Source organism: Halomonas sp. H5, from assembly GCF_050613175.1.
In the GTDB taxonomy this organism is placed as follows: domain Bacteria; phylum Pseudomonadota; class Gammaproteobacteria; order Pseudomonadales; family Halomonadaceae; genus Bisbaumannia; species Bisbaumannia salifodinae.
Window position 1 is genome coordinate 4116979 of sequence record NZ_CP192510.1, and the last position, 12344, is coordinate 4129322.

At 68.8% G+C, this 12344-nt stretch carries 12 protein-coding genes and 1 pseudogene; 7 read left to right on the plus strand and 6 right to left on the minus strand.

Annotated elements, in window-relative coordinates:
- Window positions 1-22: 22 nt before the first annotated feature.
- Complete coding sequence (locus ACQ1W9_RS19035; protein ID WP_431024701.1) at window positions 23-529, plus strand: acyloxyacyl hydrolase; 507 nt, start codon at window positions 23-25, stop codon at window positions 527-529.
- Between the two features lie 87 nt (window positions 530-616).
- Here ACQ1W9_RS19035 and ACQ1W9_RS19040 read toward each other — a convergent pair whose 3' ends face one another.
- A complete protein-coding gene (locus tag ACQ1W9_RS19040) occupies window positions 617-1495 on the minus strand; it encodes an SDR family oxidoreductase (RefSeq protein WP_431024702.1) in 879 nt (292 codons plus the stop codon).
- A gap of 78 nt (window positions 1496-1573) precedes the next feature.
- Here ACQ1W9_RS19040 and ACQ1W9_RS19045 point away from each other — a divergent pair, with 78 nt between their 5' ends.
- Together ACQ1W9_RS19045 and recG are read left to right on the plus strand one after the other, a co-directional pair.
- Complete coding sequence (locus ACQ1W9_RS19045; protein WP_431024703.1) at window positions 1574-2488, plus strand: LysR substrate-binding domain-containing protein; 915 nt, start codon at window positions 1574-1576, stop codon at window positions 2486-2488.
- Window positions 2485-4566 carry an ATP-dependent DNA helicase RecG gene (recG, locus tag ACQ1W9_RS19050; RefSeq protein ID WP_431026469.1) on the plus strand — a complete coding sequence of 694 codons (2082 nt, stop codon included), beginning with the start codon at window positions 2485-2487 and terminating at the stop codon, window positions 4564-4566. The genes ACQ1W9_RS19045 and recG overlap by 4 nt, the downstream gene beginning before the upstream one ends.
- Window positions 4567-4616: 50 nt before the next feature.
- Here recG and ACQ1W9_RS19055 read toward each other — a convergent pair whose 3' ends face one another.
- The 3 genes and pseudogenes from ACQ1W9_RS19055 to ACQ1W9_RS19065 all read right to left on the minus strand — a co-directional run bounded on the left by ACQ1W9_RS19055 (window position 4617) and on the right by ACQ1W9_RS19065 (window position 6612).
- On the minus strand, window positions 4617-4973 hold the full coding sequence (locus ACQ1W9_RS19055) for a hypothetical protein (protein ID WP_431024704.1): 357 nt from the start codon (window positions 4971-4973) through the stop codon (window positions 4617-4619).
- A 65-nt stretch (window positions 4974-5038) separates the two neighbouring features.
- Window positions 5039-5326: pseudogene (locus tag ACQ1W9_RS19060) on the minus strand (HU family DNA-binding protein); the annotation flags it as partial.
- 125 nt (window positions 5327-5451) lie between these two features.
- Window positions 5452-6612, minus strand: coding sequence for an NAD(P)/FAD-dependent oxidoreductase (locus ACQ1W9_RS19065; protein ID WP_431024705.1), 1161 nt, complete (start codon window positions 6610-6612; stop codon window positions 5452-5454).
- Between the two features lie 157 nt (window positions 6613-6769).
- Here ACQ1W9_RS19065 and ACQ1W9_RS19070 point away from each other — a divergent pair, with 157 nt between their 5' ends.
- The 4 genes from ACQ1W9_RS19070 to phoR all read left to right on the plus strand — a co-directional run bounded on the left by ACQ1W9_RS19070 (window position 6770) and on the right by phoR (window position 10458).
- Window positions 6770-7285: a chorismate--pyruvate lyase family protein gene (locus tag ACQ1W9_RS19070; RefSeq protein WP_431026470.1), complete on the plus strand. Its 516-nt coding sequence runs from the start codon at window positions 6770-6772 to the stop codon at window positions 7283-7285.
- Between the two features lie 29 nt (window positions 7286-7314).
- Window positions 7315-8196, plus strand: a complete 882-nt coding sequence (gene ubiA / locus ACQ1W9_RS19075; protein ID WP_431024706.1) for a 4-hydroxybenzoate octaprenyltransferase — start codon at window positions 7315-7317, stop codon at window positions 8194-8196.
- A 109-nt stretch (window positions 8197-8305) separates the two neighbouring features.
- Complete coding sequence (gene phoB / locus ACQ1W9_RS19080; RefSeq protein WP_431024707.1) at window positions 8306-8995, plus strand: phosphate regulon transcriptional regulator PhoB; 690 nt, start codon at window positions 8306-8308, stop codon at window positions 8993-8995.
- A gap of 68 nt (window positions 8996-9063) precedes the next feature.
- On the plus strand, window positions 9064-10458 hold the full coding sequence (phoR, locus tag ACQ1W9_RS19085) for a phosphate regulon sensor histidine kinase PhoR (RefSeq protein ID WP_431024708.1): 1395 nt from the start codon (window positions 9064-9066) through the stop codon (window positions 10456-10458).
- Window positions 10459-10511: 53 nt separating this feature from the next.
- Here the strand turns inward: phoR and cysZ are convergent, their stop codons facing one another.
- Complete coding sequence (gene cysZ, locus ACQ1W9_RS19090) at window positions 10512-11246, minus strand: sulfate transporter CysZ (protein WP_431024709.1); 735 nt, start codon at window positions 11244-11246, stop codon at window positions 10512-10514.
- A 355-nt stretch (window positions 11247-11601) separates the two neighbouring features.
- Entirely contained in the window at window positions 11602-12324 is a 723-nt protein-coding gene (phoU, locus tag ACQ1W9_RS19095; protein WP_431024710.1) for a phosphate signaling complex protein PhoU, read from the minus strand.
- Between the last annotated feature and the right edge of the window lie 20 nt (window positions 12325-12344).

Sequence of the window (12344 nt, forward strand, 5' to 3'; positions counted from 1 at the left end):
ATCGCCACTGGGGAGAGGGAGCATGCCGAGACATCATGCACTAGGAACCGGAATCGCCGCGGCCCTGTTGGCACTGAGCGTGCCGGCCCAGGCCGATCTAAACGTCGGCCTCGGCTATACCAGCGAGAGCACGCCGGCGCTGCGCCTGACCCTGGATCGCGAGTTCGATCTGAGCCACTGGCACCCGCGCCTCGACCTGCGCCTGGCCAGCGGGGTGCTGCTGCTGCCCGGGGATGATGAGGACGATAACGCCGCCTGGGTGGTGACGCCCGCCTTCCGCTACGATCTTGGCGCGGCCGGCGGGGCCTATCTGGAGGCGGGATTCGGTGCCGGCCTGTTCCTCGAGACCCGCCTGGAGTCCCGGAAGCTCTCCACCGCCTTCCAGTTCGAGAACCGGCTGGCGGCGGGGTGGCGGCTGGCTCAGGGCGGCGAGTTGGGCCTCAGCGCCATCCACTATTCCAATGGGCGGATAAAGCGGCCCAATGACGGTTTCGAGGTCTACTCCCTGAACTACCGCCTGGCGTTCTGAGTCTCGTCAGGCCGGATGGCACAAAAAGGCCGCTCTCCAGTCGGCGGTTTCGAGGGCTACTCCCTGAACTACCGCCTGGCTTGGTAATCAGCCCTTTCTGGTCGGCAGGAAACCGCCCGCCTCCAGCACCTGGGCATAGCCTTCCCGGAAGCTGGGGTAGCGAAAGCGGTAGCCGCTCTCGAGCAGCAGGGCATTGTCGCAGCGCTTGCTGGCCCGACGCCGCAGCGGCGACTGGATCACCTGGCTGGGCTCCACCCGCAGCTTGTCGGCCAGCCATTGCATCACCTCGTGGAGCGGCGCCGGCTCGCAATCGGAGGCCAGGTAGAGGGGTTCCAGCGGCTTGTCGGCCAGGGCCAGGTCGATCAGGTGAGCCAGCACCCCGGCGCAGTCGTCGCGATGGATGCGATTGGAGTACATGGTCGGTGTCGCCGGGGCGATGCGCCCCTCGCGAACCTGGCGGATCAGGCGATCGCGGCCCGGCCCATAGATGCCGGAGAAGCGCACCACGCTGCCCGGCAGCGCATGGGCCAGCAGCGCCTGCTCCGCCTCCAGCATCAACTGCCCCGAGAAGCCATGAGGCACGGCCTTGCTGGCTTCATCCACGCTTTCGCCCTCCTGCTGGGCATAGACGCTGGTGGAAGAGACGAAGAAGACTCGCTTGGGCGGCCGCTTGCGGCCGGCATACTCGGCCAGCACCGCCTTGAGCCCGTCCGGGTAGGCGGCCCGGTAGGCCTCCTCCTCGAAGCGGTCGGCGCTGATCACATAGATCACCACCTCGGCATTCGGCAGGGACGCCAGGCTCTCGGCGTCCTGGACGTCCGCGGCCACCGCCGCGATCCCCGTCTCGGCCAGGGCCTCCGGGCGACGCCGCACGCCGGTGACACTCTGCCCTTGCGCCTTGAGTTGCCGTGCCAGGGTGATGCCGATATCGCCGCAGCCGATGATCAATGTCGTTGTTTTCTTCACCTTTCCCTTGCCCCTTGATAAAAAGTCCCTATCGGATAACACATTACTGCCCCGAGAGGATGCCGCCGAGGCACCACCATGACTCTAACAGAACTCCGCTACATCGTAACCTTGGCCCAGGAGCGCCACTTCGGGCGCGCCGCCGAGCGCTGCCACGTCTCCCAGCCGACCCTGTCGGTGGCGGTGAAGAAGCTCGAGGAGGAGCTGGGCGTGCCCCTCTTCGAGCGCTCCAAGTCCACGGTCCAGGTCACCCCCCTGGGGGAACGCATCGTCGAGCAGGCCCAGCGGGTGCTGGAGCAGAGCAGCGTGATCAGGGAACTGGCCAATGCCGGCAAGGACCAGTTGGCCAGCCCGCTGCGCATCGGTGCCATCTACACCATCGGTCCCTACCTGTTTCCCGACCTGATCCCCGAGCTGGCCCGCAGCGCGCCGCAGATGTCGCTCTATATCGAGGAGGGCTTCACCGCCACCCTGCGCCGCAAGCTGCGCAGCGGCGAGCTCGACGCCATCATCATCTCGCTGCCCTTCACCGAGACCGATGTGCTGACCAAGCCCCTCTACGACGAGGCCTTCGAGGTGCTGATGCCGGCGAGCCACCCCTGGACCGAGAAGGCCAGCATCGACAAGGAGGAACTGCTCGGCGAGCGCCTGTTGCTGCTCGGCGAGGGGCACTGCTTCCGCGACCAGATCCTCGAGGCCTGCCCGGCGATCAGCGCCAAGCTCAATAGCCCCAGCAACACCCTGACCGCCGAGGGCGGCTCCCTGGAGACCATCCGCTATATGGTCGCCTCGCGGCTGGGGGTCACGGTACTGCCCCACTCCGCCATCGGCACCGGCCGCTATGAGCAAGGGGTGGTGGAGAGTCGCCCCTTCAGCGATCCGGCACCGTCACGCACCGTGGCCATCGCCTGGCGCGCCAGCTTCCCGCGGCCCAAGGCCATCGACACCCTCACCGAGGCGATCGCCAAGTGCCGCCAGCGTCGGGCACCATGAACCGGCTCCAGCAGCCGGTCACCGAGCTCAAGGGGGTCGGCGAGGCGCTGGCCGCCAAGCTGGCCCGGCTGCGTATCGGTACCCTGGCGGACCTGCTCTTCCACCTGCCGCTGCGCTATCAGGATCGCACCCGCATCACCCCCATGGGCACCCTCAAGGCGGGCCAGGAGGCGGTGATCGAGGGCGAGGTGGCCGCCGCCAGCGTGGTCCAGGGCCGGCGCCGCAGCCTGCTGGTGCGGCTCAAGGATGGCTCCGGGATCCTCAGCCTGCGCTTCTTCCATTTCTCACCGGCCCAGCAGCAGCAGTTTCGCCCCGGGGTGACCCTGCGCGCCTTCGGCGAGGCCCGGGCCGGGGCCACCGGCCTGGAGATCTACCACCCGGAGTATCGCCTGCTGGCCAGCGGCGAGGCCCCGGTGGAGGAGCACCTGACGCCCATCTACCCGACCACCGAGGGGCTCAACCAGGCGCGCCTGCGGGCGCTGATCGGCCAGGCCCTGGCGCTGCTGGACCGCCACCCGGACGACCTGCGCGACTGGATTCCCGAGCCCCTGCGCGAACGCTTCGGCCTGCCGGAGCTGCGCCACTGCCTGCATGCCCTGCATGAGCCGCCCCCGGAGGCGGACCTGGAGAGCCTGGCCGCGGGCCAGCACCCGGCCATCCGCCGCCTGGCCCTGGAGGAGCTGCTGGCCCACCAGCTCAGCCTGCGCCAGGTGCGCCTGCGCATCCAGGCCGATGGGGCCCCCGAGTTGCCCTCCGGCCGCGGCCTCCAGGCGCGTTTCGTCGCCCAGTTGCCCTTCAGCCTGACCGGCGCCCAGCGCCGGGTGCTGGACGAGATCGCCGCCGACCTGCAGCGGCCGCTGCCCATGCTGCGCCTGGTGCAGGGGGACGTGGGCTCCGGCAAGACGGTGGTGGCGGCCCTGGCGGCGCTCTCCGCCATCGCCGGGGGCTGCCAGGCGGCGGTGATGGCACCCACCGAGATCCTCGCCGAGCAGCACTTCCGCACCTTCCGCGCCTGGTTCGAGCCGCTGGGCATCGAGGTGGCCTGGCTGGCCGGAAAACTCAAGGGCAAGGCGCGCCTGGACACCAAGGCGGCGCTGCTCGACGGCCGCGCCCAGGTGGTGGTGGGCACCCATGCGCTCTTCCAGGATGACGTCCATTTCCAGCGCCTGGGGCTGGCGATCATCGACGAGCAACACCGCTTCGGCGTCCACCAGCGCCTGGCCCTGCGCGAGAAGGGCCAGGCCGCCGGCCTCACCCCCCACCAGCTGGTGATGACCGCCACGCCGATCCCCCGCACCCTGGCGATGAGCGCCTATGCGGACCTGGACCTGTCGGTGATCGACGAGCTGCCCCCGGGGCGCACCCCGGTACAGACGGTGGCGGTGCCCGACGAGCGCCGCCCCGAGGTGGTGGCGCGCATCCGCCACGCCTGCGCCGAGGGGCGCCAGGCCTACTGGGTCTGTACCCTGATCGAGGAGTCCGAGGCACTCCAGTGCCAGGCCGCCGAGGCGACCCGGGACGAGCTCACCGAGGCCCTCCCGGAGCTTTCCATCGGCCTGGTACACGGGCGCATGAAGGCGACGGAGAAGGCCGAGGTGATGGCGGCCTTTAAGGCCGGCGAGCTGGATCTGCTGGTGGCCACCACGGTGATCGAGGTGGGGGTGGACGTGCCCAATGCCAGCCTGATGATCATCGAGAACCCGGAACGCCTGGGGCTCTCCCAGTTGCACCAGCTGCGTGGCCGGGTGGGACGCGGCGCCACCGAGAGCTTCTGCGTGTTGCTCTACCATCCGCCGCTGTCGGCCCACTCCCGGGAGCGCCTGGCGGTGATGCGCGAGACTACCGACGGCTTCCGTATCGCCGAGAAGGACCTGGAGCTGCGCGGTCCCGGCGAGGTGCTGGGCACCCGCCAGACCGGCCTGGCACAGATGAAGATCGCCGACCTGGAGCGGGACCGGGACCTGCTGGATAGCATCACCGAACTCGCCAAGGCCCTGCTGGCCCAGGCCCCGGAGGCCAGCGGCCCGCTGATTCAGCGCTGGCTGGGGGATGAAGCCGGGCGCTATGGGCAGGTATAGCACCAAGGGGCAAGCTGCACGCTACCAGGAGGTTCCTCGTAGCTCGGCGTTTACAGGTGTTTCAGCAGTTTCTGTAGCTGGGTCAGATCGGCGGAGTCACCGACGAGACGTACGGTGCCGGCCATCATGCCGTCGAGGAAGGCCTGTTGGGTCGGCTTGCGCAGGACCTTGAGGGCGGCGGCCTCGTCCTCGAAGCGTAGCTCCAGGTCGAGATCCACCGGCAATCCCTTGCCGGTCTGGATGCCACGGGGCGACATCCGGTAATAGCGGGCGATGGAGAGATCTTCGGTGGCGATGCCCCAGTCGAGGCCCTTGGCCCGGCCGAGGGACTCGCGGAAGGCAGGTTTGCGGCGCAGGGCGCGCTTGAGCAGCCAGCCCAGGATCCACAGCAGCAGACGCAGCTTCATGGCGCTCCTTGCATGGCAAGATTCCGGGCCCGGCGACACCGCCACCGGGCCCGCGGTGGACAACCTTACTTGGTCACGGCGTCCTTGAGCGCCTTGCCCGGCTTGAAGGCCACGGTCTTGCTGGCCGGAATGGTCAGCGGCTGACCGGTCTGGGGGTTCTTGCCGGTGCGCGCAGCGCGCTCGCGCACGGTGAAGGAGCCGAACCCGATCAGGGAGACGTCCTGCCCCTTGGCCACACTACCGGTGATCTCGTCGAGAATGACGTTGAGCACCTGACCGGCCTTGTCCTTGGAAAGATCGGCACGCTCGGCGATCGCCGCAGCGAGTTCTGGTTTGCGCATACAGCCCTCCTGGTTTGGATATGCAAGGCGGCATCCGCCGCTCTCGTTGTTCTTCGTTAATCACTGAAGTCGAAGCACCCGGGAAATCCAAGCACCCCATCGATGCTGGCGGGAGCCCTCCCCCACGCGTAACGTCACTAGACTAGCAACGGGGGGGCGACTCGCGCCAGCTCAACTTTCCGCCTCACGGCGGTGCCTGTCAACGCGAATCCGATCAAACGTCCGTCTATATCCTCGGCCAGGGCCGCGAGATCGCGCCCCTCTCCCTCGATACGCCAGCGCGCCGGCGACTCCCGGGGCGGCAAGGAGACCACCGGCAGCAGGGGCGTCTTGACCAGCACCGGCCAGGGTCCATAGTTCACCGGCGTGGGGGTGCCGCTCAGCGTCGCCGCCAATGCCTTGGCCGCCGCCTGCAGCGGCTGCACATACATGGCGTTGACGCCGGCCACGCAGGCGGCGTCCCCCAGGGCATAGATTCCCTCCGCCGAGGTGGCCAGGTAACGATCGGTGACGATGCCCTCGGCGGAGGTCGTCAGCCCCGCCGCCGTGGCCAGCTCGACCCGCGGCACCAGGCCGGTGGCCACCAGCACCAGATCCGCTGCCAGGGCCTGGCCATCGTCCAGGCTCAGGGCCACGCCCTGCGTCTCGGCCGCCATGGCCGTGAGCAAGCGTCCCGCATGCAGGACGATCCCCGCCTCGGCCATGGCCTCGCCCAGGGCCCGCCCCAGGGGCTCCGGCAGCAACCGCGCCAGGGGGGCCGGCTCCGGGGCGATCAGGTCCACGAGATGGCCGCCGGCGTGCAGGTCATTGGCGAACTCGCAGCCCACCAGGCCGCTGCCGATGATCGCCACCCGGGCCGGGCGACCGAGGGCCGCCAGGGCCCGCTGAAAGCCACGGTAGTCATCCAGGTCGTTGATGGTAAAGACCTTGCCGGCGAGCCCATCGGGAATCACGAAGGGCGGCCGCGGCACGGCGCCGGTGGCCAGCACCAGTTGGCCGAAGTCGAGGCGCTCCTCGCCGACCCACAGGCAGCGGGCCTGCGGGTCGAGGGACGTGACCCGGGTCCGGGTGCGCACCACGGCCCCCAGGTGATCGGCCACCTCGATGGCCGAACGCTGGGCCAGCCGCTCCGGGGGCAGGCCCTTGGCGAAACCGGTGGAGAGCAGCGGCTTGGAATAATCGTCGCCGCTGTCGGCGGTGATCAGGGTCAAGGGGCGATCGGGGTTCCTGGCCCGCCACTGGCGGGCCAGGCCCAGGCCGGCCATGCCGGCGCCGAGAATGATCAGGGGCGTGTCCATGGGGCTCCTGGCAAGCGAGAGGGGATGGAGCCCCATGGTACACTAGCCGCCCCTTGACTCGACCCGGAGAGGCACGGTGCGCGACAGGCCAACCCCCATCGCCATCCCCCACTGGCACCCCGACACGGCCTCCAGGCCCCAGATCAGCGGCATCGCCATGCCCCACTGGCAACCCGCCACGGCCCTGAGGCCCTTGATCAGTCCCCATTGGTGGCGTTGGCTGGCCTCCCAGGACTCCCTGACCGAGCGGCTGATCGCCGCCGGCGGCGAGCGCCCCTTCCGGGTACGCCTGCTTGGCCAGCGCCTGGGGGTACCGCGGCGAGATGAGGCCCAGGCCCTGGGCCTGGCGCCACGCCGCCTGGCCTGGCTGCGGGAGGTGGCCCTGTGCCTCGACGAGTGTCCCTGGGTGGTGGCCCGCTCGGTGGCCCCCCTGACCCAGTTGCGTGGCCAGCGCCTGGATGGCCTGGGGGAACGCTCCCTGGGCAGCTGGCTGTTCCGCCAGCCCGGCCTGGAGCGCGGCCCCATCGAGCTGACCCGGCGCCCGGCGCCCTTCCACCCGGCACGAGGCCCCTGGGGGCGCCGCTCGGTGTTCCGCCACGGCGACTTCGCGGTACTGGTGCAGGAGTACTTCCTGGCACGCATGGCGGATGATCTGGGGCTGCCTTCGCGCTAGGATTAGCGCCATCGCTTCAGGAGGACACGATGGATTCGACCCAGCCCCGCGGTATCCGCCGCCTGCCCGATTTCCTGCGCCTGATGCGCCTCGACCGGCCCATCGGCACCTGGCTGCTGATGTGGCCCACCCTCTGGGCGCTGTGGGTGGCCGCCGAGGGCCTGCCCGGCCGCGACCTGCTGCTGATCTTCGTCGGCGGGGTCTATCTGATGCGCGCCGCCGGCTGCGTGATCAACGACTACGCCGACCGCCACCTGGACGGCCATGTGAAACGCACCAGGGAGCGCCCCCTGGCCACCGGCCGCATCGCCGAGAAGGAGGCCAAGGGGCTGTTCGGCGCCCTGGTCGCCGCGGCCTTCGTGCTGGTGCTCTTCACCAACCTCTTCACCATCATGCTGGCCTTCGTGGGGGTGGCGCTGGCCTTTATCTACCCCTTTATGAAGCGCTATACCCACCTGCCCCAGCTGTTCCTGGGCGCCGCCTTCTCCTGGGCCATTCCCATGGCCTTCGGCGCCGTGCTGGGCCATATCCCGATGGAGGCCTGGCTGCTGTTCGCCGCCAATGTCGCCTGGACGGTGGCCTATGACACCCAGTACGCCATGGTGGACCGGGATGACGACCTGAGGATCGGCATCAAGTCCACGGCGGTGCTCTTCGGCCGCGCCGACAAGGCGATCATCGGCCTGTTGCAGCTGACCACCCTAGGCCTGCTGGGCTGGGCGGGCTGGCGCCTGGGGCTGGGCGGCTTCTTCTGGCTGGGACTGGCGGCCATGGCGGCCACCTTCGTGCACCAGCAGGTGCTGATCCATGATCGCTCCCGGGAGCGCTGCTTCCAGGCCTTCCTCAACAACCACTGGTCGGGGCTGGTGCTCTTCGCCGGCCTGGCGCTAAGCCTCTGGCCCCAGGGCTAGAAGCCCCGCCGAGGGCATGATGGCAACGGCAGTGCCATCCTTGTCATGGCACTGTCATATTGTCAGGCTCTAATCGTCATCACACCGTCATAGCCAGCCGAGGCCCGAGATGACCGCCAAGACCGTTCTGATCGTCGATGACGAAGCGCCCATCCGCGAGATGATCGCCGTGGCCCTGGAGATGGCCGACTATCGCGTGCTCGAGGCCGATAACGCCCAGGACGCCCACGCCATGATCGTCGACCATCAGCCCGACCTGCTGCTGCTCGACTGGATGATGCCCGGCACCAGCGGTATCGAACTGGCCCGGCGCCTCAAGCGCGAGACCACCACCGCCGAGCTGCCGATCATCCTGCTCACCGCCAAGGGCGAGGAGGACAACAAGATCCAGGGCCTGGAGGCCGGCGCCGACGACTACATCACCAAGCCCTTCTCGCCCCGGGAGCTGGTGGCCCGGCTCAAGGCGGTGCTGCGCCGCACCACCCCCAAGGGGGTCGAGGAGGCCGTCGAGGTGGATGGCCTGGTGCTGGACCCCGCCAGCCATCGGGTCAGCGCCAACGGCCAGGCGGTGGAGATGGGGCCCACCGAATACCGCCTTCTGCAGTTCTTCATGACCCACCAGGAGCGCGCCTATACCCGCAGCCAGCTGCTCGATCAGGTGTGGGGCGGCAACGTCTATGTGGAGGAGCGCACCGTGGACGTGCATATCCGCCGCCTGCGCAAGGCCCTGGGCGAGCACCACCAGTACCTGGTGCAGACGGTGCGCGGCACCGGCTACCGCTTTTCCGCCAAGGCCTAGTATTCTGGAGATGATCCGGCGGTGGTGGTCCGCCACCGCCTTGACCCTCCGACTTGCGGAGCCCGCCCGTGCGTAACTGGCATCGCGAACTCTGGCGACTCGCCCTGCTGATCGCAGGCTTCGGCCTGCTGGGCTGGCCCCTCGGCCACCCCGCCGCCGGCCTGGCCCTGGGACTGGCCCTGGCCCTGGGTCGCCAGCTCTGGCAACTGCGCGCCCTGCACCGCTGGCTGAGCCGGCGCCCCCAGGACGAGCCCCCCGCCGCCAGCGGCCTGTGGGGCGAGCTCTTCGATCGTCTCTACAAGTACCAGAAGGGCCAGCGCCTGACCCAGCGTCGCCTGCGCGACACCCTCAAGCGTATCCAGGACTCCTCCGAGGCGATGAGCGACAGCGTGGTGATGCTCGACTCCCACGGCGACCTGGAGTGGTGGAACAGCGCCGCCGAGCGCATGCTGGGCCTCAAGGCCTCCCACGACCGCGGCCAGCACATCACCAACCTGCTGCGCGACCCACGCTTTATCGCCTACTTCAATGCCCGCGACTACCAGGAGCCTCTGACCCTGCCGTCACCGCTGCGCGAAGACCTGATCCTGCAGTTCCAGATCACCCTCTATGGCGACGACGAGCGCCTGCTGATGGCCCGGGATATCACCCGACTGCACCGCCTGGAGATGATGCGCCGTGACTTCGTGGCCAACGTCTCCCATGAGCTGCGCACCCCGCTGACGGTGATGGCCGGCTACCTGGAGACCTATGCCGACCATGCCGACCTGCTGCCGCCGCGCTTCGCCCGGGGCCTGGGGCAGATGCAGCGGCAGGCCACCCGCATGCAGACCCTGGTGGAGGACCTGCTGCTGCTGTCGCGGCTGGAGAACGAGCAGCACCGGGAGCCCGCCGCGCCGGTGGATCTCGCCGAGCTGATGGCGGCGGTGCGCCGCGACGGCGAGGCCCTCTCCGGCGGACACCACCAGTTGGCGGTGGAAACCCAGGTGGCGGAGCGGCTGCTGGGCAATACCCAGGAGCTGCGCAGCGCCCTCTCCAACCTGGTCTTCAATGCGGTGCGCTATGCCGGCGAGGGGGCCCGGATCACCCTGCGCTGGCGCCTCACCGCGGAGGGGGCCTGCCTGGAGGTGGAGGACGACGGCGAGGGCATCGATCCGGTGCACCTGCCGCGCCTCACCGAGCGCTTCTACCGGGTCGACAAGGGGCGCAGCACCGCCACCGGCGGCACCGGCCTGGGCCTGGCCATCGTCAAGCATGTGCTGCTGCGCCACGACGCCCGCCTGGAGATCGACTCCCACCCCGGCGAGGGCGCCCGATTCTCTTGCTATTTCCCTGCCGAGCGGCTGCTGCCCGCCCCGGCGACGATGAACTCGCTAGAAAAGCCAATATCGGGGCTATCTGGGGACAATCCACGCGAAGACGCGGTAAACCCTTCCCTGGGCGCTCGGCATTCTCGCCCCTGATAATGACGCTTCGCTACGGCTTGCCCCCAGCGCCCCTTCCCGTTTTATCTCGCTCAGGCGCCCTCTTGGCGCATCGTCAGGCCACGGTAGTGGGCGTCCCACATCAGCACCGCGCCGGCCACGGCGCCGGGCAGCAGGAAGAGGTTGGCCAGGGGGATCCAGGTGATCAGGGTGACCCAGCCGCCGTAGGTGAGGGTCGGCCAGCGGCGCTGTCCCAGGCGGCGACGCATCTCGGCGAAGCTCACCTTGTTGTTGTCCATGGGGTAGTCCAGGTAGGTGATGGCCATCACCCAGGCGGAGAAGAGCGCCCAGAGCAGGGGCGCGGCCAGGTTGATGCCGGGGATCCAGCTGATCAGGAAGAGCAGCGCCATGCGCGGCAGGATATAGGCCAGCTTGACCAGCTCGCGGCCCAGGGCATCCACCGCGGTGCGCGCCAGGCCGCGATCGTCCAAGGGTTCGCGGCCGGTGGCCAGTACCTCCACCTTGGCGGCCAGGAAGCCGTAGAAGGGCGCGGCAATCAGGTGGGTCACCAGGGTAAAGGTAAAGAAGACGATCACCACCAGGCTGATCAGGAACAGCGGCCAGATCAGCCAGCTCAACCAGTCGAGCCAGGCCGGCACCATCGCCATCCAGCCGTCCAGCCAGCCGCCGAAGTGGGCCAGCACATAGCGCAGCAACAGCGCATAGACCACCAGATTGATGGTAATGGGCAGGAACACATAGCGGCGCAGCCCGGGACGATAGACCAGGCGGGTACCGCGCAGCACCGCGGTCAGGGCATCGAGCATCTCGTTTTCTCTCCTCAATACGACAGCGACCGCCGGCATTCGCGGCGGTCGCTGCATTGGAGGGGCTCACGCCCCGGCGGTCAAGTCCGGCGGCCATCAACTGCGGCTAGCCTCCCACCATTGGAGGCCCGGGGCTACCCTGGGGGCAGGCCGTCGCGGGGCGCTGTGAACCCCTCCCTGGGCGCTACTTTTGCCCTGCGGCGCTCTCGCATCCTGCTCCGCTTGCAGGACCGGTGCTGGCCATCCATGGCCAGCCCGTTCGGAGCAGGGCTCCTCACCCCTGGCAAAAAACCCCCGCTCCACCCTGCCCCCAGCGCCCCTGAGCCGTTCCCGCTTTAGTGGTCCTGTGGCCTGTCTACCGCTTGATGGCCGCCTCGTCCAGCTCCTCGGGGTCCACATGGCGGATATCCAGCCCCTTGACCAGGTAGACCACGTATTCCGCCAGGTTGTTGGCGTGATCGCCGATGCGCTCCAGGGCGCGCAGGATCCACATCACGTTGAGCACCGGGGAGATGGCGCGCGGATCCTCCATCATAAAGGTCATCAGCGAGCGCATGGCGCTGGCGTATTCGCTGTCCACCGAGTCGTCCTCGTGGACCACCTCCAGGGCCAGCTCGATATCGAAGCGGGCGAAGGCGGTCAGGGCATCGCGCAGCATCTTGCGCACATGCTCGCTGATATGGCGCACCTCCACCACGCCCTTGGCCCCCTGGCTCGCCTCGATCAGCGACAGGGCGTTGCGGGCGATCTTGCTGGCCTCGTCGCCGATGCGCTCCAGGTCCGAGGTGGCGCGAATCACCGCCAGCACCAGGCGCAGGTCGGAGGCGGCGGGCTGACGACGAGCCAGCACCCGGGTGCACTCGTCGTCGATCTTCAACTGCATGTCGTTGACCGCCTTGTCGTTGTCGCGCACCCGCTCGGCGAGGCGGCTGTCGCCCTCCAGCAGGGCGCTCACCGCCTCCTGGATCTGCTGCTCGACCAGGCCGCCCATGGCCATCAGGTGGGTCTTGAGCTCTTCGAGCTCCTGGTTGAACTGGCGGGAAATATGCTGGCTATGGGTATCGCTGGTGATGTCCATGGGACTCTCCTGAAGCCGCC